This window comes from Alicyclobacillus hesperidum, from assembly GCF_900107035.1.
GTDB classification, from domain to species: Bacteria; Bacillota; Bacilli; order Alicyclobacillales; family Alicyclobacillaceae; genus Alicyclobacillus; species Alicyclobacillus hesperidum.
Genome location: NZ_FNOJ01000007.1, coordinates 1 through 22122 on the forward strand (window position 1 = coordinate 1; position 22122 = coordinate 22122).

At 55.2% G+C, this 22122-nt stretch carries 19 protein-coding genes; 2 read left to right on the plus strand and 17 right to left on the minus strand.

The genetic code is table 11. From position 1 onward, the window contains the following. Window positions 1–431 precede the first annotated feature (431 nt). Entirely contained in the window at window positions 432–1295 is an 864-nt protein-coding gene (locus BLU70_RS06755) for a C40 family peptidase (protein WP_143027494.1), read from the minus strand. 221 nt (window positions 1296–1516) lie between these two features. Between BLU70_RS06755 and BLU70_RS06760 the strand changes: the two genes are divergently transcribed. Then, a complete protein-coding gene (locus BLU70_RS06760; protein ID WP_040290575.1) occupies window positions 1517–2002 on the plus strand; it encodes a flavin reductase family protein in 486 nt (161 codons plus the stop codon). A 22-nt stretch (window positions 2003–2024) separates the two neighbouring features. Here BLU70_RS06760 and BLU70_RS06765 read toward each other — a convergent pair whose 3' ends face one another. The 13 genes from BLU70_RS06765 to menB all read right to left on the minus strand — a co-directional run bounded on the left by BLU70_RS06765 (window position 2025) and on the right by menB (window position 16532). Further along, window positions 2025–3131: an MGDG synthase family glycosyltransferase gene (locus tag BLU70_RS06765; protein WP_006447957.1), complete on the minus strand. Its 1107-nt coding sequence runs from the start codon at window positions 3129–3131 to the stop codon at window positions 2025–2027. After that, window positions 3128–3757 (minus strand): YkoP family protein, encoded by a 630-nt coding sequence (locus BLU70_RS06770; protein ID WP_074692886.1) that lies wholly within the window; start codon window positions 3755–3757, stop codon window positions 3128–3130. Before BLU70_RS06770 ends, BLU70_RS06765 begins: the two co-directional genes overlap by 4 nt. A 12-nt stretch (window positions 3758–3769) precedes the next feature. Beyond that, window positions 3770–4471 (minus strand): polysaccharide deacetylase family protein, encoded by a 702-nt coding sequence (locus tag BLU70_RS06775; RefSeq protein WP_074692888.1) that lies wholly within the window; start codon window positions 4469–4471, stop codon window positions 3770–3772. A 13-nt stretch (window positions 4472–4484) separates the two neighbouring features. Beyond that, complete coding sequence (locus tag BLU70_RS06780; protein ID WP_040290572.1) at window positions 4485–5657, minus strand: MGDG synthase family glycosyltransferase; 1173 nt, start codon at window positions 5655–5657, stop codon at window positions 4485–4487. 186 nt (window positions 5658–5843) lie between these two features. After that, window positions 5844–6698 (minus strand): phosphate ABC transporter permease PstA, encoded by an 855-nt coding sequence (pstA, locus tag BLU70_RS06785; RefSeq protein WP_006447953.1) that lies wholly within the window; start codon window positions 6696–6698, stop codon window positions 5844–5846. Further along, window positions 6695–7699, minus strand: coding sequence for a phosphate ABC transporter permease subunit PstC (gene pstC, locus BLU70_RS06790; RefSeq protein ID WP_006447952.1), 1005 nt, complete (start codon window positions 7697–7699; stop codon window positions 6695–6697). The genes pstA and pstC overlap by 4 nt, the downstream gene beginning before the upstream one ends. Before the next feature lie 24 nt (window positions 7700–7723). Then, window positions 7724–8866: a phosphate ABC transporter substrate-binding protein PstS gene (gene pstS / locus BLU70_RS06795; RefSeq protein ID WP_244885138.1), complete on the minus strand. Its 1143-nt coding sequence runs from the start codon at window positions 8864–8866 to the stop codon at window positions 7724–7726. A gap of 133 nt (window positions 8867–8999) precedes the next feature. Continuing rightward, window positions 9000–10247, minus strand: coding sequence for a cation:proton antiporter domain-containing protein (locus BLU70_RS06800; RefSeq protein ID WP_052012399.1), 1248 nt, complete (start codon window positions 10245–10247; stop codon window positions 9000–9002). A 29-nt stretch (window positions 10248–10276) separates the two neighbouring features. Continuing rightward, window positions 10277–11086 (minus strand): 2-succinyl-6-hydroxy-2,4-cyclohexadiene-1-carboxylate synthase, encoded by an 810-nt coding sequence (gene menH / locus BLU70_RS06805; protein ID WP_006447949.1) that lies wholly within the window; start codon window positions 11084–11086, stop codon window positions 10277–10279. Next, complete coding sequence (gene menD, locus BLU70_RS06810; protein ID WP_244885141.1) at window positions 11083–12780, minus strand: 2-succinyl-5-enolpyruvyl-6-hydroxy-3-cyclohexene-1-carboxylic-acid synthase; 1698 nt, start codon at window positions 12778–12780, stop codon at window positions 11083–11085. The genes menH and menD overlap by 4 nt, the downstream gene beginning before the upstream one ends. Before the next feature lie 2 nt (window positions 12781–12782). After that, entirely contained in the window at window positions 12783–14156 is a 1374-nt protein-coding gene (locus BLU70_RS06815) for an isochorismate synthase (RefSeq protein ID WP_074692892.1), read from the minus strand. Beyond that, the gene (gene menE, locus BLU70_RS06820) at window positions 14150–15673 is read right to left on the minus strand and encodes an o-succinylbenzoate--CoA ligase (protein ID WP_074692895.1); all 1524 of its coding nucleotides are present in this window, start codon (window positions 15671–15673) and stop codon (window positions 14150–14152) included. The genes BLU70_RS06815 and menE overlap by 7 nt, the downstream gene beginning before the upstream one ends. A gap of 40 nt (window positions 15674–15713) precedes the next feature. Then, window positions 15714–16532: a 1,4-dihydroxy-2-naphthoyl-CoA synthase gene (gene menB, locus BLU70_RS06825; protein WP_006447945.1), complete on the minus strand. Its 819-nt coding sequence runs from the start codon at window positions 16530–16532 to the stop codon at window positions 15714–15716. Between the two features lie 232 nt (window positions 16533–16764). Here menB and BLU70_RS06830 point away from each other — a divergent pair, with 232 nt between their 5' ends. Further along, a complete protein-coding gene (locus tag BLU70_RS06830; protein WP_074692898.1) occupies window positions 16765–17670 on the plus strand; it encodes a 1,4-dihydroxy-2-naphthoate polyprenyltransferase in 906 nt (301 codons plus the stop codon). 69 nt (window positions 17671–17739) lie between these two features. Here the strand turns inward: BLU70_RS06830 and fdhD are convergent, their stop codons facing one another. Genes fdhD through fdhF form a run of 3 tightly spaced genes read right to left on the minus strand, consistent with a single transcriptional unit; the run spans window position 17740 to window position 22055 of the window. Further along, the gene (gene fdhD / locus BLU70_RS06835; RefSeq protein WP_074693005.1) at window positions 17740–18552 is read right to left on the minus strand and encodes a formate dehydrogenase accessory sulfurtransferase FdhD; all 813 of its coding nucleotides are present in this window, start codon (window positions 18550–18552) and stop codon (window positions 17740–17742) included. Between the two features lie 20 nt (window positions 18553–18572). After that, complete coding sequence (locus BLU70_RS06840; RefSeq protein ID WP_074692900.1) at window positions 18573–19088, minus strand: helical membrane plugin domain-containing protein; 516 nt, start codon at window positions 19086–19088, stop codon at window positions 18573–18575. 6 nt (window positions 19089–19094) lie between these two features. After that, complete coding sequence (fdhF, locus tag BLU70_RS06845) at window positions 19095–22055, minus strand: formate dehydrogenase subunit alpha (protein WP_074692902.1); 2961 nt, start codon at window positions 22053–22055, stop codon at window positions 19095–19097. Window positions 22056–22122 lie beyond the last annotated feature (67 nt).

Here is a 22122-nt window from a genome sequence, read left to right on the forward strand (position 1 = left end):
CTCTGCTGACCCCTGCCTGTTCAGCGTCACCTCTCGATGACGGTTACTAGCCTTGCTAGCGCGCAGACAGGTCTCCCCAGATAAGAACGGACTCTTTCCCCTCACGTACCTGCCGCAGTTTACTGCCGTAGCTCTTGGCGACTTAGGACTTCGTTGTGTGTAGGCAACTCGTCCAACTATGACAGCCTCAAATGCGATTCGTGTACCTCAGGTCGAGGGTTTGCCTCCAGCTTCCTTCAGATTCCACCTCACGGTGGACACCCTTGCTCTTGGCTAACGGTAGGTATGTCGCCAACCCCCGTTCGGGACTTACACCCTAAAGATTCCGCCCATGCTGGGCGTACTACGACAAGCCGCTGGGATTCCCCAGCGGCTTGTCTTGTCATGGAACTCTTTCCATAACTGCCGTCCTCCGTAATACCTTCACAGTATCACATCCGACGGGCTCCGATATAATGTCCACCCCAATATGGGTCTGCCAAGCTATCGATTTGAACCGCGGAACCTGCCGCATTCACGAACTGATTGTTTCCGATGTACACACCATCGTGCGAAGCACCGCTTCCGTATGTATCGAAAAATACGACATCACCTGGTTGTAAGTTACTTTGCGTAACCGGTGTACCTGCATCGAATTGTCCATAACTGGTCCGAGGAAGCGAGATACCGAAGTGGGCAAACACGTACTGAACGAGCCCTGAGCAGTCAAACCCGGCTGGCGACGTACCACCCCACGCGTACGGCGCACCCAGAAGCGTTTTCGCATAGTCTGCGATGGTAAAGCCGAGGGCACTTTCCGCGAGCGATAAATCTGAGCCATCCGGATTGCTCGAACGGCTGCTTAAAACGAAAATTTTAGCGGCGGTCGATTTCGAAACCACCAAATGCTCGCCAGGATGGATGACACTTGTACTGCGCAGGCCATTCCATGCTTCCAGGCTTTGCACCGTAACGTGAAACTTTTGACTGATACTCCAGAGCGAATCGCCCGATTGAACCGTATAGGTGCTAACGGATGAAGGCTTCGCGGCAGCGACTGAATCCGCTTTCACCTCGCTACCCCTGCCAACGCTTTGAGAACTCCCAATCCATAGTACTTGACCAGGATGAATAAGGTCGGAACTCAAATGGTTTGCAGATTTCAGAGCACTGACAGTCGTGTGATACTTCTGCGCGATACTGTAGAGGCTATCGCCATTGTGCACGGTGTATCGAGTGGTTTCGGCAAACACTGTTGTCAGGGTAATCCCCATCGTCGCAGCGGTCGAAAGACCCATCAGGAACGAAAAACGCACCAGGCAAAGCCCCTTTTCAATATTTTTTGTTGTTCACTAGCTTCATTATAAACTGGAATTCTTGTCGAGTTCAATCATAAGCTCGTAGATTTGGACTGACTGTGGCGAATTTAGCAATTTTCAAGAAAAGTTTTCCTGTTCTCCAGCGATTTTACGCAGCGAGAACCATCATATACAATGATAGCGAGGACAGTATTGGAGCCGATGAAAGGGGCTTTGGCATGACCATCGATGCTGCAGATTTTCGCAAAGCTTTAGCACGTTTCGCCAGTGGCGTCACCGTCATTACGATGGCGGTTGATGGCGAGATGTCGGGCATTACCGTTTCCGCGTTTTCGTCACTTTCTTTGCATCCCCCGCTAATCTTAGCGTGCATTGATAAAACGGCCAATGCCCTTCCCTTTGCTCGCAAAAGTAAAGCGTTTGCGGTCAATATTCTCGCAAGTGATCAGAGTCATCTTTCCAATCAATTTGCCAGTAAAATGTCGGATAAGTTTCAAGGAGTGGACTATTTCATTGGTGAGCTCGGGCAGCCGATTCTTGAAGGGGTGCAGGCATATTTGGTATGCCAATTGCGCGAGGAATTGGATGGGGGAGATCACGTTATTTTAATTGGAGAAGTCGAGGCTGCATCGGTTGACTCGAGCCGTCAGCCGCTGCTCTATTACAGCAGCCATTACGGCTCGTTTCATCCATTTGAATCGTGATAAGCCGGTGCAGGCCTGGCCTTCACTTCACTGCAGTGCCGGTTTCATCTCCACGGAAAGACTTCCACGCATCGACAATGCGATATGCCGCCGTCCAGGCGGCGGCTGGTCGCCCGTTTTCCCGAGCTCGTCGGGCCAATTGAGCAATCACCTCATCGGACAGGATGGCCAACGTTTCTTCGAGCTCTCGCAAGCTGTGAACAATCAAACCAGCCCCCATGCGAGCCACACAATTCGCATTTTCGCGCTCTTGACCAGGAAGTGGCCTGAAGAAGACCATTGGCACTCCGCAAGCCAAGCATTCGGCAACGGTCACACCACCGGCCTTCGTCATGACAAAATCCGCTTGCTGCAGATAGGCAGCCAATTGTTCCGTGAAGCCAACTGGCACAATCCGCTCAGCTACACACCGAGCCTCCGCAAACGATTTAACCTGTGCAAACATCCTCTGGTTACGGCCACACAACACATAGATAGTATGGTTCGGAAAGCGCCCTACAAGTCGATCCAAAACATCCTGAAACTGCGGGAAAACGCCACGGCCGCCCGTCAATAGTACGATACTTCTCCCACTTTGCTTCATCAACGTACATGCAGAAAACTGCCGTCTGATGGGTATCCCTGCGACCACTACAGCCTTGTCCTGAATAAAACGAACACTTTCGTCAACAGCGCGCTGCGCGGGCAAGATATACAGGTCGACACCCTGGTGAAACCAACGGCTGTGCACGGCAAAATCAGTCAACACCACGGCAACAAAAGGTCGAATCCCTTTTGGCATGCGAGCCAACGCGTGATCGGGAAACAATTGTACGACAATATCAGGACGATGTTCTTCGAGGGCCCGCCAAGCCGCCTTTCGCGAGAAACGCGCAAGTAGCGACCACAATGGATTGGCGGTCGCCAAATTGCGCGTCCAGTCATAACTCACACCATACAACCCAGGAACATACCGGGTACTCCATTCGAACATCCGTTCATTGAACCATGCCACAAAACGATTCGTTGTCCGAAACGTATCGATCATCTCGACGTCTGCTCCGAATTCTTGGGCAAGCACCTCGCTGATTGCCTTGCCAACCTGAACGTGTCCGTCTCCAAATGAGCCATACAATAAGATACACTTCATGATTCCAGCGGTACGGCCTGCTCGTTATCCACGGACAGTTCGGTGGTCTTGGCGTGCGACACTGCGTTCCCTTCGCCAAACATCTCGATGATCTTTGCCTTAGATGCGACGACTAATTTCGGTTGCAAGACATCGTGATGCGTTTCGATGATATGGTTTGCATCGGGATTCAACATCTTCAAGACATTCGTCAAATGCCATGTGGTCAACGACTTGGCAATGCCGTTCGGCAGCGGATAAGTGTGAAAGCCGAATCGCTCGATCCCGCGATGAATCATCGTCACCCCGTAGAGCACCTGGGCGTCGGCAAACCGCTCGCGTTGGACGGCACGGGCAAGAGCCGGCATGGAAATACGCGCCTGGCGAAGTAGTTGCACCATCGCTCGAACGACATTCCCATCTTCGCGCAACGCGCGTTCTACCATGTCGTTGTTGACATGGAGTTCCACGACGCGGTCCCCCGGATTCACGCGAATGCCATCGACTTCAAAGCCACGTCCAAAGTATCGGCGTTTGGCAACGAAGAACAGATGCTCCGTTCCTGGCTCCAAATCTTCCAGGCGAAACGCACGATGAAACAGCGACTCCCACACATCAAACACCGCTCGCAGCGCCCGACTCGGCATAGCTCTCCCTCCCTACACACATTCCGAGGCCAGTGCAAAATCGCACCCGCGCTCGCGGACCGCTTGAACGATCTCGGGAATCGCCGCAATCACTTGCAACGGAGCCCCTCGCTCTGCACCGTACGACCAATCGCTGTCGTGCAGCACGATGACCGCGCGGTCCGATAACTTGTCAGTCACCCTTCGCACCAACTCCCCTGGTTCTGTGCGACGCCAATCGCCAACCATCACGGACCATAGCAACATATGCATGTCGTGGCGCGGCAACAAGAACAATGTCGCCAAATTGCAAGCACCCCACGTCGGCCGGTAGACGTTTGCCAGTACGCCAAAACGCTGTTGCAAGATACGACTGGCGCCAACAGACTGGCGATACGTCAAAACCGGGTGCAAAAACGGAACGAACAGATGCCGCTCGCCGTGTACCTGCACTTCGTGTCCTTCCGCCATCATCCGTTCGACGATTTCAGGATATTTCAGCGCGTGATCGACAATCACAAAAAACGTTGCCCGCACACCACACGACTTCAGCACGTCGAGCAGTTGCGGCGTGTACTCGGGATGCGGCCCATCGTCAAACGTCAAGGCCACTTTACCCGGTTTGTTCGTGTATCGCCTGCTGCTTAAATGAAACACGCGCGTCCAAAGTACAGGCACCCCACAGTACGCGACGAGGATGCAAAATACAATGAGACCAACCAGCCAGCCAATCACACGCGGTCTCCTCTCACGTCGGCAGCAATTCCGGCGGGTACGCTGCCCTCATCGCTGGCGACGTTTGCCGTCCCGTTGCAAACAGCATAATCTTCTCAGCGATCCGCGCGGCCGCGCCGCAGGTCGGCATGTGTTCCGACGCCATACGCATCCGTTCCAGGATTTCAGGGTGCTGCTTTACTTCCAGTAGGAATTGCTGAGCTTCACGCGCCGTGCGAACACAGACTGCAACTCCCGCCTTTTCAGCGAAGCGAGCGTTCGCCTCTTCCTGTCCCGGTATCGGTCTAAATAGCAACATCGGCAACCGCATGGTGATGGCCTCTGTCAACGTTAAACCACCGGGCTTCGAGACGATCAAATCGGCCGCCGCCATGAAACGGTCGATCTCGCTCGTGAAGCCGTAAACGTGCACCCGATCGCTCGCCAGTGCCGAGAAGCGTTTCTCCATACGTCGGTTCTGACCGCAGATAATGATGTACTGCATGCCCGATTCTGGGATAAACGATTCCCAGAGCGGCGGGTCGGCCAAGATACCGCTACCGCCTCCCATTAAGAGCACAATCGGCAGGTCTTCGCGAAATCCCATTTCGCGGACCAATTGGGATCGGTGTGACAACAGCCGCATCACGTTCTCGGCTTGAAATTTGCGACGCAACGGGATCCCCACAACCTCGATCGCGCTGTCTGGCACGCCGTACGATACAAGATCCCGCTTGACCTCGTCCGTAGCGACGAAGAAGTGATCCGCGTGATCGTGATACCACTGGCGATGGGCTGTGTAGTCCGTGACAATCGCAATATTAGGTATGCCAATCTGCCCGGTGCGGCGCAATTCACCGACGACTCCCATCGGCGTTGGAAACGTGCTGGCTATCGCGTCCGGTTGGTAGTACTGGATATACTCCTGCATCCGCTCAATGCCTAAATGATTCACGTAGCGCTGAAGGGCCGAATCCGGATCAATCCGAGACATCGACTTGTAGAACAAGCCGTACAAACTTGGCGCCTTTTGCACTCCTTGAATCAAACTAAACTTGGCGAACGAACGCAACGCCGGATTCAGTAGGCTGACGTAGTCAACCACTTCGACCTGTGCGTCTCTTTCTTTCAACGCCTCCTGCACGGCGTACGCAGCCTGGTTATGCCCGGAACCAAAGGACGCGGTCATCAGCAAAACGCGACGCATTGGTCTCGCCCCCTCAAGTCTTCCACGTCTCTTATTCTAAACTTGATATTTCTTGCGGACAACTCAAATTCCCGGCGCCAGCGAAATGGCAAGGAGCAGATAAAGGAAAAAGCGGAGAGCATTCGTTCCACTTCTCTCCGCTTATCCTATTCAGTTGACAACCCCTCTAGCCAACCCATTTCTTGTTTAATGACGCCCTTGCAACCGATTCGTGGTGCGCCAGACCAAACCACGGACGACCAACTGGATGATGAGGATGACGACGAGCAAGACGAAAGCCGCTGCATAGGCGAGATCGCGCGCAGCCGGATATGGCTGGTCCAAGTAGGTGTAGGCTACGTATGTCAAGTAGCCGACCTGGGCATGGGTGAGCTGCAGACTGGGGTTGTTGGCGTTCCACCCAGCCGTGTATAACAGCGGTGCGGTTTCCCCAAGGCCGATGGCGATGGCAAGCAATAGTCCCGTGGCGATGCCACCTGCGGCCGGCCGCCAGATGGCTTTCAGAATCGCCTGCGATCTCGTCATTCCCAAGGCCCATGCGGCCTCGCGTTGCATATGTGGGACCTGCTGCAAGCTGGTATCCGTGGTGCGCAAAATATAGGGCAACATAATAAGCGTCAAGGCAATACCGCCAGCAAGCGCGGAAAAGCCCCAGTGAAACTGCAACACAAGAAGCAAATACCCAAAATAGCCGATCACGATGGACGGCACGCCGGAGAGGACCTCAGCCAAGAAACGAATGACTGCGGCGGTGCGTCGCCCAGCAAATTCTGATGTATACACCCCGCCAAGAATACCAAGGGGCGCCGCAAACAACACGGCGATAAGAACCAATTCAAATGTTCCCAGGATTGCGTTCTCCAATCCACCCGCCACCCCTTGCGTCGGAGTGAACAGCATAGCGAAGTGAAACGAACGAACACCACGCCAAACAATTGAACCCAGCAAATCAAAGAGGCCGAATAGAACGAGCGCTGCAGCCAGCCAGGCAATCGACCAGCCAAGATACGAGAACGCATTACGCCGACGCCTTCGCTTCATTTTGCCACACCTGCCTTCCTCCGACCTTGACGCGGGCGAACCAACCAGCGTGCAAGCAAATTGGTCGCCAAAGTGATGACGAGCAGAACCAGGGCGAGTTCCGACAACGCATGCACGGCCATGCCAGATGCATCCGTCTGTGCACTATCCAGCTGATCCGCAATAAAAGCCGCCATGGTTGAGATTGGACTGTACAAGTTGCTTGGGAGAATATTCATCGCATTCCCGCTCACCATGAGTACAGCCATCGTCTCTCCCATTGCCCGTCCAAAGCCCAGCGCGATCGCGCCGACCAATCCATCTCGTACATAAGGCAACGAGATATATCGCACAACCTCCCAGGTCGTCATGCCGATACCGAGGCCGCCTTCCCGCGCAAGCAACGGCACTTGCAACAACAGATCGCGCGCGGTTGCGGTGATGATGGGCACAATCATCATGGCAAGGACGATCCCGCTTGCGAGAAGCCCATAGCCACTTCCCACTTGCCCTCCGAAAAACGGAATATAGCCAAGTACATGTCGCAGAAATGGTGCCAGATGGGCACTGATCCAGGGCACCAAGACCAAAATACCCCACAGCCCAATCACGACGCTTGGAATACCTGCCAGCAATTCGACGAGAATGCTCAGTATCCAAGCGATTGCGCCCCGGACGCGGTAGGCTAGAATCACAGCCGTGAGAATTGCAATCGGGACCGCGATGACAAGCGCGATAGCCGACGACAAAAGCGTCCCAACGATGAATACAAGTCCCCCGTAGGAAGCTCCTACAGGCGCCGTGACACCATTCTTCTTGACCATCGCGCCATACAAATTGCCAAGATCCCACCGTGTATGTGTAAGGAAACTCCAACCCATGAAGTGCATAACGGGTATTGATTGGTACACGACGATGCCCGCGATAAGCAACAAAAAGATAGCGGGGCTGCTGGCACAAAAACCAGCAACCACGCGAAAGACATAGTCGGCCACCTTGGCCGTACGCGATACGTTACGCATGTATTGGGCCCCCACACTCTTCCATCAGCCTGTGATCTGTGCAATCTGCGCCTGGCTTTTGGTATAGATATCGGCCGGCAGTGGCAGGAAGTGGACGGGTGTCAGGTAAGATGCTGCATTGCCTTTTCCGGGATCGATAGCCCATTTGAGAAACGCTTGTAACGCGTGGGCCGTCGTTGTCGATGGCTGTGTCTTTTTGACAATCAAGTATTCAAAGTTGATGATGGGATACGAGCTCGCTCCTGGCTCGTCGATCAGCGAGACTCGCTCGTCGCTTGGCACCTGCTTCACGGCTGCAGCGGCGGCTTGGATATTTTGCGTCGTTGGTAGCACAAACTGTCCAGCGCGGTTTTGCAGTGCTGCATATGCAAGCCCCGCTTGCACGGCCTTGTCCAACCAGCTGATGCCGACATAACCAACGGCATACTTGGTTTTACTCAGAGCAGCGACGACACCGTCATTGCCCTTTGCGCCAATGGCCGAAGATAGCCCTGGCCACGAAATGGACGTGCCATAGCCATATTGCTGGCTCCAGCTTGCACTACCATGGCTGAGGTACTGCGTGAACAAGAAGGTATCGCCAGACCCGTCTGAGCGATAGACCGGCTTAATCAACTGATGCGGCAGCGATATGCCTGGATTTAAAGCGCGAATCGCCTTGTCGTCCCAATAGGTGACTTTCCCTTCATAAATCTGGGCAAGCACAGCACCATTGAGATGGAGATGGCCTTTGACGCCTGGCAGGTTATACATCACCTGCTGCGCTGAAATGGCCACTGGAATGTTCAACATGCCGGGCGTTTGCGCCATTTGTGCGTCCGCCATGTATGCGTCCGAAGCGCCAATGTCTACCGTCCCGGCCGTAGCGTCGGAAATCCCAGTCCCACTGCCGGTAGAAGCCGCGGTCATCTGCACGTTCGGCTGCACCTTGTGATACGCTGGAATCCACTCGGTATTAAACAGAGGATACAGTAACGAGGAACCTGTCTCTGTAAGCGAGATACTGCCTGCAGTCTTCGCGGCACCCGTGGTTGTCGCATTCTGTTCCGGATGCGCACTTACGTGAGCGGCATTATTTGTCGAGTTTCCCGTGCCGCACCCAGAGACCGCAAGCAATGCGGTGAGTACGGCGGCACCTGCGAACCATTTCGTATGATGTAAGATCACAAAGATCGTCCTCCCTTAGGTCGGTTGTGTGCGTAAGCATGGCCAACGACTCAAAGGATAGCAACGCTCTGTGAACTTGCGGTGGAAGGTTCGTTAAGGGATCGTGAAAATCGACAACTTTCGTCTTTACAATCTACAACAACTCGTCGCCAGCGTCCGATTGACGTTCCAATTCCAGAAGCTTGGCCACCCATCCTGTCGACGTCGCTTGCAACAAAATCGTCGACAAAATCGCTAGAAAGGTGACTGCCATGAGGTCGCGCGCATGCGGTACACCAGCGGCGGCGGCTGATGTGACCAACGCGGCCGGTATCACGCCAGTCTCACGTACCCACATCATCAAAATGATCTCCCGCGCGGACCATTTCGCAAAGCGGTCGCCCGGTACACATGCGAGCACCGTAAGCGGCCGTGCGATGAACATGAGAGCGGCTGCGATCGCAAGACCAACGCCCAGATCGCGCCCCAACGCCGAAAACTGCACTTGTGCGCCAAGCAGCGTAAAGATCAACATGCGCAGCAATGCCGTCGGCAGTGCAACATGTGCCAATTCAGCGAATTGAACCTGCGATCGCGCCATGCCGAACACGCCTGGGCTGCCAAATATTGCCCCACTCGCGAACGCGCTCATGAGACCACTGCCACCAAGATCAACTGCGAGAGCGTAACTGCCAAGCGCGATGGCGATGGCCACGACGCTTGTGTGCAGACGCAGCCAGGCGGGGCCGTTTTCCGATGTCAGCCATGCTCCAAGCAAGCCAAAAACAGTTCCCATGGCAAGACCAATGCCGGCTTCTCGCCCAAACATAGCAAAGGCAGACGCCAAATGCAGGGACTGTTGCGCCTTGACCGATGTGAGCACGACGGCAAACAAGACCGAGGCCGTTGCGTCGTTGACCGCGCTCTCCGCTTCGAGAGCCTGCTGTAAGCGTTGGCGAATGGGTGTCCGTGCAAAGACAGGGATCAATGTCGCTGGATCTGTCGAGGCGATAATCGAACCAAGTAGTAGACACCAGAGAAATGAAAAGTGAAACAGCCACATTGCGATCAAGGCGACGACAAGTGCCGTGATAAGCACACCGAGGGTAGCCAACAGACTGATGGTCAACGCCGCCCGGCGCAGAAGCCTCAGATTCATCTGGCATCCGCCCTCGAATAACAACAGCGCTGCCCCGGTGTACACCGCAAACTGACTCGCCCCGGAGCCACCTGCCACGTGCAGCACGTGAAAACCTGCCGGTCCAAGTGCGATACCGAGAACGACAAATGCCGCCACATCGGGGATGCGCGGCCGTTCCGTAAGCCTGCTGATGACGGCGCCAAGTAAGGCGACGAGGGCGATGATCAGCATGGCGTCCTGCCAATTGGCGAGATTGAGCACAAGCATCCCCCCTTTCACACTTCGGCGAGCTAAAAGCAAGTCTCGACAGCCGCGGCAAAAGCGTCGGGTTGCTCCAAGTGCGGCGTATGCCCCGCTTCCTCAATCACGACATGACGAGCGGCTTTCATTTCCCGAGCCATCTGAGCATTGATAGCCGTGAACTTCGCATCCAACTCCCCGGTGACAAGCAGCGTTGGCATTGTCAGCGTACCAAGCTGGTCCCAGTTCGATGGCTGCGCTCCAGTGCCAATGCCACGCAGACTTTGCGCATAGCCAAACGCCGTTCCCTGTTCACGGATCTCCCGTTGCCGCATGCGTACACCTTCCGGCAAGGCACTGTGTGTCGAAAAAAGAGGTATCTTCTCCCAGCGCTCAATAAAAGCAGAAAGGCCAATATCCTCAATTTCACCGGCCAGTCGCTCGTCTGCTTCTCTGCGCAGAGCCCGCTCCGACGGGGTCGCGAGCCCGGGAGACGCGCTCTCGAGGATGAGCTGTGAAACATATTCAGGATACTGAACGGCAAAGGAAAGGGCAATTCTTCCCCCCATCGAGTAACCCAGCACGTGTGCTCGCGAAAAACTCAAAGTGTCAAGAAGAGCCGCGAGATCGGCCACTTGTTCAGCCATCCGATAGCGTTCAACGCTGGCAGGCGCCGCAGTTCGCCCGTGCCCCAGCAAATCGGGGGCTAGCACGGTCCAGCGTCGCGCCCAATTCGCGAAAAACGGTGCAAAGACGTCGCCACTGCCAGTGAAACCGTGTAACAGCAACAAACACTCCTCACCATCGCCGGCCTGAAGTACGGAATACGAAACGCCGCGCACTTGCACAGTTCGTCTCATTGCGCCATCCCTCGCTCTAGTTCATGCCGCAATTCGGCAAAGAGGCGTTTGTATACGTGTGTGCTCGCTTCGTTGGCAAATGTGGCTTGCACGACGGTCAACTCGGCATCGTGTATGCCTTTGCGCACCGCCTGCATCAAAGCCTGCACACCTTCCACCTCGACATGTCGCCCGCCAAACGCCTCGATGATGTGCTGGAACTCCAGGCCATGCGGCGTCGTGAAGTGGTGCAATGTGTCTGGCCGCGACGCTTGCGACAAATGCTGAAAAATGCCGCCACCATCGTTGTGAATGAGGACGATGACAAGTGGTACCCCGAATCGCTTGGCCGCGAGGAGTCCGTTCGTGTCGTGATAAAACGACACATCACCAATACACAGTACTGTAGACTGACCTGACGCCAACGCCTCGCCAAAGGCTGTCGACGTTAGACCATCGATCCCGCTGGCACCGCGATTGCCATCGACGATGACGCCCGATTGCGGCCTGACCAAGGCGTCGGCGTCGCGAATCGGCCGACTGTTGCCGATGAATAACCGCTCCCCACTGTGCAACGCCGCGACCGTTGCCCGTACCGCCGCACCCTCAAACCAGTGATCGGCGCAAAAGCGTTCGATGAACCGCCTCGCTAAATCGTCCGCATGCCGCCAAGCCGCCATGTAGGCTTGCGCGGAAGTCGTCAACGTGGCTATGAGATGGCTTAGCCCGAACTCGACGCCGCCAGCGATGACGTCGCTGGCAATGCCTAACGCATCGCGATAAAGCGGCGTTTCGTCGCAGACAAATACGCGCGCACGGCTTTTCACCAGCCACGATGCCAACGCCTTCGAGGTCGGCTCGGCGCCAAAGCGCAGCACCAAGTCTGGAGGCGCCATCACATCGGGTGCAGCCTGCAAAATGGCATCGTAGTGCTGGACAGCCTGTGACGATCCCGCAACCGGCGAAATGATATCCGCCAGAATCGGAAGACCGGTTCGTTCTGCGAATGCAACAACCGCCTTGGCAAGGTTTGCATCGCGTTCAGGACCGAACACGACGAGTGGGCGTTGTGCACTTGCCAAGGCTTCCTGCAAACGTTTGAACCGCGAGCCAGCAAACGATCCTGATGGCCCCATCTGCGTCGCAGGTGGGGCGAGGTTTACAAGCTCTGGCACCTCATCCCGGCGCGGTGGCACGAGGGGTTCCACAAACGGGTAATTCAAATGGACGGGTCCCGCTGGACTTGAAGCAGCCAACGTGGCACCACGCACAGCCATCGCCTGTGCATGCCGGGCGCATTGCACGGTGCCATCAGGGATCGGCAATTCATAAAACCACTTGACGTGATCGCCAAACATACCCAGTTGGCGAATGGCCTGATTGGCTCCTACCTCGCGCAATTGCGGCGGGCGATCGGCCGTAATCGCGATGAGCGGAACGCGCGACATGTAAGCCTCCACAATGGCTGGATAGTAATTGGCAGCGGCGGTCCCAGACGTGCAGACAAGCGCCACCGGGCGCCCTCCGCCTTTTGCGAGGCCAAGGGCGAAATAGGCAGCAGACCGCTCGTCGAGATGGGAAAGCAACTCAATCTGCGGGTGTTCCGCAAAGGCCATGAGCAACGGCGTGTTCCGAGAACCGGGCGAAGCGACCACCTGGCGTACGCCTGTTGCGGCGAGCCCATCGACAAATGCGTGCACAGGCCACAAGGTCATGTTCACGTTGCGTCCCCCTCACGAAAATCCCCCAGCGCCGTTCGCATCGGTGCGAGCTTCCACTCGCTTTCTTCCCACTCCGTTGCGGCGTCTGATCCGGCAACGATACCACATCCCGCAAACATGCACGCATGTGGGTAATGGATGAATGCCGATCGCAGCGAAACATTGATTTGTCCATTGCCATCGCCGTCCATCCAGCCGAATCCTCCAGTGTAATACCCGCGTGGCCAACCTTCGTGGGCCTTGATGAACGAAATCGCGGCCGCATCCGGCACCCCCGCGACAGCGGGTGTCGGGTGTAAAGAAATCGCTGCATCGAGTAGACTACACCCTTCGCGCAACTGCCCTTCCACCTTAGTGTACAGATGTTGCACATTTGTCAACTGGCGAATGCCAGGTTCCTTTGGCCAAGTGAGTTGTTCAGCAACACTGGCCAAGCGATGGGTGACCGAGTGCACGACCGCCTCGTGTTCCGCGCGATTCTTTGCACTCGTTTGCAACTGCAAGCAAAGATTCCGGTCTTCTTCTTTGTCGCGTCCGCGGCGCGCCGAGCCAGCCAAGCAGTCAACCGACAAAGTCCTCTCTTCTACGCGAACCAGTTCCTCTGGACTGGCCGCAAGTAACCACCTGTCCTGCCACTTCATGGCAAAGATGTGACTATCGCGATAAGTGCTCAAAAGCTGTTGCAGCGCTTCTGGCAGCGGCCGGTTGACCGACGCAAACGCCCGGCGCGCCAAGACGACTTTGCTCAGCTTTCCCGCCGCGATTTCGCGCAACGCCCGCTCAACTTTATCCGCCCAAGCAGTGTTTTCTAAAGCTGCCGCAAATACTGGATGCGCTCCTGGCTCATGCTCACTCGCTGCAAAAGCATCAAGAAGATCCGCAACCTCTGTGCGAACGTCATGCTCGTCGAGGGCGGGCGAGGCGATGTAGAACACCTCCACCGCATCTGTTCCCAGCTGTTTGCGCAACGTCAGCTTTGGCACAAACCAAATCGCCTTCGGCCAGGCGGACCACATCCCGAACGCGGGCTCTGTGAAGTCAAACGCAAATGCGCCATAACAGCGGACGCCTTTGGGAAGTGCAAGTTCAGACAACCGCGTCCTGGAGCGTTCAAGCGCATCCTCTTCAGACTCCAAAATTTGCTTGTAGACGCCAATGCCAAGCGTCTCAGCATCAGCATTATGCGGCAGCGAGTACACGGCGGGCTCGAGTGTATGCCAATTTGTGAGCGACGCAAGCGGCTCTTGGAATTTGATCGTCGTGCGAATGCAATGAAAGCCCTGTTCGTCCGCGGGAGGCATCCTTGTATAAGCCTGCGCGATGGCGTCCACCAGGTGTTCCCATACCGTCTCTTTCGCCGAAGTCAGCATCGCGTTTTCACCCACTCCCTCAATTCCCGTCTCAACAGTTTGCCCGACGCGTTGCGCGGCAACGATGACACAGCATAAAAAGCCTGCGGAATCTTGTAGTGCGCCAATAGCTCGCGCAAACGGGTTCGCCACTGCGCCAGTGTCTCGTCGGTCAACTCGACACCGTCTTTGAGCACGACAAAGGCCACAGGAACCTGGCCCCATGTTGCATTCGCTTGCGCAACTACGCCCGCGTCCTGTACGCCTGCCAACCTCATTAAGGCGGACTCAACCTCCGCCGGATACACGTTCTCGCCACCCGAAACAATGAGATCTGTACGCCTGTCCAACACATATAAGAAACCGTCGTCGTCGAACACGCCAATGTCGCCAGTGTGCAACCAACCGTCTCGGAACGCATGCTCTGTGGCCATTGGTTGATTGAAATAACCGGCAATGACCGTGGGACTTTGCACTAGAATTTCGCCCTCGACGCGCGGCATAGATGTTGGCCCGTCAGGACTGTCAATGGCAAGTCGCACATTGGCTAGAGGCTTTCCCGAACTTCCTACCTTCGCCAGCGCATCGTCCGCCATCAACGTGGCGACCTGTGTGTTCGATTCTGTCAGTCCATAGCTTTGATTGATGGGAATGCCCAGGGCCAACGCTCGCTCCAACAGCGGCTTGGGTGCCGGACCGCCGCCAAGCAGAACCGCACGCAACGTATCTGGATATGGATCGCTTCGCTTGTCTAGAAGCCTTGCCAACATCGCAGGCACGAGGGAGACCAATGTTATTCCTTCGTACGCCAAGGCCTTGTCCACGCGCTCGACGTCAAAACCATTATGGGCCACGACAGTCGTCCCATAAATGAGGCTACGCAATAATACGCCCATGCCACCTACGTGAAACAGTGGCATCGGCACCAACCAACGCTCATCGAGCCGCAACCCGAGTTGCAGCACAGAGCCCATAGCGCTCCACCAGTGATTTTGATATGTAATGACAGCGCCCTTCGGCCTGCCCGTCGTTCCACTCGTATAGACGATACAATGCGGCGCAGTCAAGTCGATATCCGCTTTGAACACGTCGAGTGCACGACCGCCTTTCGTCTGCAGTTCGGCGAACTCGATCACGCCTGCAGGAAAGCGGTAGCTTTGATTCACTTCTTGTGCCAACGACATGGTCTGTGCATCACAAATCAACAACTGCGCATCACAGTCCTCTACCTGATAGGCAAGCTCAGGTGCGGACAAGCGCCAGTTGAGCGGCACCAAGATGGCCCCTAGCTGTATCAACGCGTGTAGCACTATCGTGTGCGCATAGCTGTCCTTGAGCAGGACGGCGGCGCGTTGACCCGCGTAGAGCCCCTGATCATAAAGCGATGCCGCGCAGGATAACGCGGCATACAATAATTCTTCGTAGTTTAAAACGCCATTTGCCGTTTCGATGGCCGGGTGCAAAGGACGTCGCAACGCTTGCGCCTGCAACCAATCGGGCAAACGGCGAACCGGCTCCTGTGACCATGCATTTGTCATGCAGCATTCCACCCCCGTGTCTAAAGTGGTTGTGGAACAATCAGGGCAATCTCCCGAACTTCCCGAAGTCTGGTTTGCGCTTCTCAAGGAACGCGTTCTTTCCTTCTTTGGCTTCATCAGTCATATAGAACAACATGGTCGCGTCTCCAGCAAGTTGCTGCAATCCAGCAGCGCCGTCGGTATCTGCGTTAAATGCCGCCTTGAGGAAGCGAATGGCAATCGGGCTCTTTTCGAGAATTTCCTTTGCCCATTGAATGCTTTCTTCTTCGAGTCGATCAAGCGGCACGACCGCGTTAATAAGTCCCATTTGCAAGGCTTCCTGGGCGTTGTACTGACGGCAGAGGAACCAAATTTCCTTTGCTTTCTTTTGCCCAACCAACCGTGAGAGCAAAGCGATGCCATAACCCGCGTCAAAGCTACCGACCTTCGGCCCTGTTTGTCCAAATACGGCATTCTCGGCCGCAATCGTCAAATCACAGCAAACGTGCAGGACGTGTCCACCGCCAATCGCATAACCGGCAACAGCGGCAATCACTGGCTTGGGCAATTGACGAATGAGCCGCTGTAAATCGAGCACATTGAGACGAGGGATTTGATCTCCCCCGACGTAGCCGCCATGCCCACGCACGCGTTGATCTCCCCCGGAGCAAAAAGCGAGATTGCCCTGGCCGCGCATAATGACGACACCGGTCGATGCATCGTCGCGGATGTGCTGAAAGGCATCAATCATCTCTGCAACCGTTTCGGGGCGAAACGCATTATGCACCTCAGGTCGGTTGATGGTCACACGGGCAATGCCCTCCGCGCGTTCGTAAATGATGTCGGTATATTCCTTCACTCGCTCCCACTGCATGGTCATTTCGGAAGGCCTCCTGATTCCGAGTCAGATGTCGAATGTTCGCGAGAACATTATAGAACTTGTCCAATAGAGAAGCAAAAACGCAACCCCTCGGAACCCCCGGCAAGAAACGGATTTGCCGGTCTCGCATGCACATGCTAGGATTACGAATGGATTCCTAGAACGTATAGAGTTCTGTTTGAAATATCGCCGTGTGCGATCTGCGCGGCTTGGGAAACGAGGTGCTTAGCACATGATACATTCGAGCCGGATTGGCGTCTGGTGGCGAGTCTTACGACCGTTTACCTTGACGGCGAGCATCGTGCCAGTCCTTGTCGGGGCAGGGATTGCGATTCCTTTTTATCATTTCCACGTTTGGAGATTTCTTGCCATGTTTTTGGCGTCCATTTTAATCCAGTCAGCAACCAATATGTTTAACGAGTACTACGATTTTAAACGAGGGCTTGACGACGAGCGCATGGTTGGTATCGCGGGCACCATCGTACGCGATGGTGTGAAGCCGACGACCGTATTGCGGTTAGGCTTTATTTTTATGGCTGTTGCCCTGTTACTGGGCATTTATCTCTGCGCGACAACGAGTTGGTGGCTTGCTCTGGTCGGCATAGTATCCATGGGTATTGGTTACTTATACTCGGGTGGGCCGTGGCCGCTCGCATACACGCCGTTTGGCGAGTTGGCGGCCGCAACAGCCATGGGACCGGTCATTGTCCTGATCTCCTTTTTCCTGCAAAGTGGTACCGTAACCTGGCGAGCGGCACTTTTGTCGATTCCGATTGGCCTTTTAATCGGCGCCATCTTGTTTGCCAACAACATGCGGGACATGGTACAAGATGCGGAAGGTGGCCGCCGCACGGTTGTTATTTTGCTTGGCCGCGAGCGGGGGAGAATTTTATTTGCGAGCGTCTTTGCCGCCGCGTACCTTGTCATTGTCATGCTGGTGGTCTTTCACCTGATTACGCCATGGGCACTCGCTGTCTTCGCGACGATCCCAACTGCCGTGTACGTGGTACGCCTTTATTACCAACATACAGAACCGGCGAAGCTGCACGCCGCTGTCAAAGGCACGTCAAACCTGTTGTTTCGCTTCGGCGTACTGATGTTTTGCGCGATGTTGGTGTCGCTAGTACACGTCGCGTAACCAGAGGTGCCGCGCATAAATCCAAAAGCGCCGTCGCTGGGAAGTTCCCCGTGCGACGGCGCTTTGATTTCATTTCACTTCGGTATCGGCTTGCAAAGCCCCCACAATTCTCCACGGGTGCGAATATACGTTAAAAGCCCTGCCGCGCACAAAACCGATGGCGGTAATACCCAGTTCGTCCGCCATGTCGATGGCAAGCGCCGTTGGCGCCGATCTGGCGATCACGATGCCGACGCCAATCTTCGATACCTTCAACAACACCTCGGACGAGATGCGTCCACTGAATGCAATCGCCGTGCCTCGCAACGAGATTCCGTTTTGCAAGCAGTATCCATAGATTTTATCGAGGGCATTATGCCTGCCAATGTCAGTACGTGCCAACAAAAGTTTTTCTGGCGTGCACAAGGCCGCCATATGAACGCCGCCAGTCTCCTGAAACAGCGTCGCCGCCCCGTCGAGTTCGTCGATCACGGCAAATACCTCGTCAGGGCTCAAAGTCACGGCATCATCTACACGCTTCGCTGTGACGGCATCATTTTGGAAATAGAAACTCTGGCGTCCCTTCCCACAACATGAAGCGATATATCGTTTATTGTAAAAAGCTTGGTTGAAGGTGATGGCGCTTTTCGTACGCACCCGAGCCGTTCCTAGAAAACGGCTCAGTTGCAGCGATTCAACTTGATCAACGGATTGGATAATCCCCTCGGACGCCAGAAAACCGTACACTAAATCCTCCATATAAGAAGGCGTACAGACGATGGTCGCAAGCTCGTTGTCATTCACATAAATGGTCAACGCATACTCCGTTGCAATCTCGTCGTTTCTTCTCACCCACTCCCCATCGCGATACCGGACAACCGGGCGTGTCATCTTTTCGGACATCGCGATGCGCGGTTGTCCGCTCACACTTCAGGCCCCCTATCTTCGCCACGCGCAGCCGTCGCCTCCGGCGAATCGGCAAGCCCGCGCCCCATGCCCTTTAAAAATGCCAAGGCGACCGCCAAGGCCCTGCCAACATCGGGATCGCGCAGAGCCTTTAAGGCGTCATACACGCCCATCCGCGCATTTACTGGCACCCCTGTTGCCTCTTTGAATCCTGTTGAGGCAGCCTCGAAGAGCCGAGACATCGACTCCGGTGGAATCGCCCCTAAGAATTGCAATGCCCCGATTCCGTTTTTCAATCCACCCGTGATCTCCGGCCGCGTCACCAAATTGAGCACAATTCGTAAAACATCGTCCCCCTGCTCCAGCAACGCGCGCAACAAGGGAAGAAGCCCACGTTCCTCGCACGCCTGCAACAGAGCCAAACCGTCGATCACGCCGTCCGCGTGATCGACCAACGCTTGCTCAATTTTCTGTTTCGCCAGCGCAGCATCGTCGACAGGCTGGCGCACGATAGATGTGATTGCATTTGCCACTTGGCATTACCCCCTCTCCGGCCGATGTCGTGCTTGTTCGACCGGAACATACCCCGCTCTGGCCCATTTTTTCTCGACTTGTACACCCGGTTGTGGATTGGGGTGGCCAAGCCGATAATTATATGGCGTGAGCGGACTTTTTCCGCGTTCACGGAGAACTTCCATACGCACACGCAACTCTTTATATGCCGGCGTATGTGTCGTCACATCTGATTCACTACTTGTCAGGATGTTGATGGCCTCTTCGTCGTTCGACGTGTTCATCGGGAGGTACATCTGATAGCCCTGTACGCGATCCGTGACCACTACGGGAAGCTTCAACTGTCCAAACGGTGAAGTCAACCGCACCAGAGCACCCGTTTCGATTCCGCGCTCCTTCGCCAATTCGGGTGAAACCTCCAAGTACGTGGTGGGTATCTTCTCTTTAATACCCGCGACGCGGTAGGTCAGATTTCCCTCGTGGAAATGCTCCAACATCCGCCCATTGTTCAGGTGCAGGTCATATTCTGGAGCAAATTCGGTCGGTTCGATCCATTTGGCTGGCACCAGTCTCGCACGTCCGTTCGGAAATGGAAAGCCGTCCGTGTACAGTAACGGGGAATCTGTACCATCTTCGGCGACCGGCCATTGCAGGCTGCGGTAACCTTCGAGTCGCTCGTACGTGACGCCTTTCATCAACTCAGCCAACGAAGCCATTTCCTCGAGGATTTCACGTGGGTGTTGATAATTCCAGTCGGCACCAAGTCGACGGGCCAGCTCCTGCAGGATGATCCAGTCCGGCTTGGACTCGCCAAGAGGCTCCAACACTTGATATAGGCGCTGAATTCTGCGTTCGGTGTTGGTAAACGTGCCTTCCTTCTCAAGGCTCGGTGAAGCGGGCAACACGACGTCCGCAAACTCCGCCGTTTTGCTGAAGAACACGTCCATGACCACGAAGAAGTCCAGTTTGGTGAAAGCGTCGCGCACGTAGTGCGAGTTGGAATCGACAAGCGCCATCTCCTCGCCTTGCAACAGCATCGCGCGCAGTTTGCCATCGTGAATCGCTTCGACCATCTCGTGGTTGTCGAGTCCCTTCGTTGTCGGCAGTTCAACGCCCCAGGCCTGTTCATACTTTGCGCGTACCAAAGGGTCGTCCACGCGCTCGTAACCAGGCAGGTACACCGGGTTGCACCCCATGTCCCCCGCCCCCTGGACGTTGTTGTGGCCACGAAGGGGATAAGCACCCGTGCCCGGCCGTGCCATGTTGCCTGTGACAAGCAGCAGGTTGCAAATCGCCGTACTCGTTTCACTGCCCCCTAAATGTTGGGTGACACCCATCGCCCAACAGATACAAACCGACTTTGCCTCGTGAATCATGGACGCCAATTGTTTGATTGTAGACTGGGGCACACCGGTTGTCCGCTCTGCATACGCGAGTGAATACATGGCAAGAGAATTGACAAATTCGGCGTAACCATCCACGTGTCCGTCGATGAACGATTGATCCTGCCAGCCCTGATCAATGATGTATTTTGTCACCGCCGACAACAGCACGAGATCGGTGCCCGGTTCGGGCCGGACAAACATATCTGCCTTTTCGGCCATGCCGTTGCGCCGTAGATCGATCACGATGTGCTTCTGACCATATTTCTTTTTTGCACGCCGCAAGCGCGTCGACAAAACCGGATGGGACTCTGCTGGATTGGCGCCAACGATGATGACGAGATCGGCCATCGCCAAGTCGTGTACCGAACCTGTGTCGCCGCCGTAGCCAACAGTTCTGCGCAACCCCTCGGTCGCCGGCGATTGGCAGTAGCGCGAACAGTTATCGACATTGTTGGTATGCATCACGGCGCGTGCGAGCTTTTGAATTAAGTAATTCTCCTCGTTCGTGCACTTCGACGAGGATATGAACGCAACTGCATCGTCTCCGTGTTTGAGACGTATCTCCGTCAAGCGCTTGGCAACCAAATCCAGCGCTTCGTCCCAGGACGCTTCATAGAATGCATCGCCTCGACGGATGAGTGGCTTTGTCAGGCGATCTGGACTGTTGACGAAGTCCCAGCCAAACTTGCCTTTGATGCATGTCGAAATCTGATTCGTCGGCGCCTCCATCTGCGGCTCAACCTTGAGGATTTCGCGGTCTTTCGTCCATACGTCAAACGAACAGCCGACGCCGCAGTATGTACAAACCGTTTTGGTGCGTTGAATGCGCGACTTGCGCATAGCGCTCTCCATTTCAGAAATCGAAAATATAGCCCGATAGCCTGGTTCCACGGCCTTGGTCAAATCGATCATCGTTTGTAAAGGCTCTGGCTCAATGCCGGTCAGAAAACCAGCCTTGCCGATCATGTTCTTTTCCATGAGCGCGTTGCACGGGCAAACCGTTACGCAATGGCCACAAGAAACACACGAGGATTCGTTGATCGGTACATCGTTGTCCCAAATGACACGGGGAATCTCGCGATCCCACGCGATCGACAAAACCTCGCTGACCTGTAAGTTCTGGCACGCCTCGACGCAACGGCCACAGAGAATACATTGATTCGGATCGTATCGGTAAAACGGGTTGGATAAATCCTCTTCGTACGGCTTTTTCCGGAATGGATACGATTGATGATCTATATCCATGGCCATCGTCGTGTTGTGCACGGTGCAGTTGCCATTGTTGTTATCGCAGACCGTGCAATATAGGTCGTGGTTTTTTAAGATGCGATCCATCGCCTCTTTGCGCGCAAATCGCGCGGCCACCGACTTGGTCCGCACTTCCATGCCGTCTTCTACAGGCGTCGCACAAGCTCGTACGATGTTGCCTCCGACATCGACCATACAAGTATCGCAGGTTTGAATCGGCCCTAAGGCAGGGTGATAACAAATGTGCGGGACATCGACGTCGTTCTCGAGAAGAGCTTGGAGTATGGTTTCGTGATCGCTCGCAGATATGAGCCTGCCATCGACCACGAATGTCTTCTTTACATTGGTGCTCAAAAGCCCCACCTCCAACGTGCCGTTGATTCGGCCAAAATTTGCACATCTCGATTCAGTATGGCCTAAA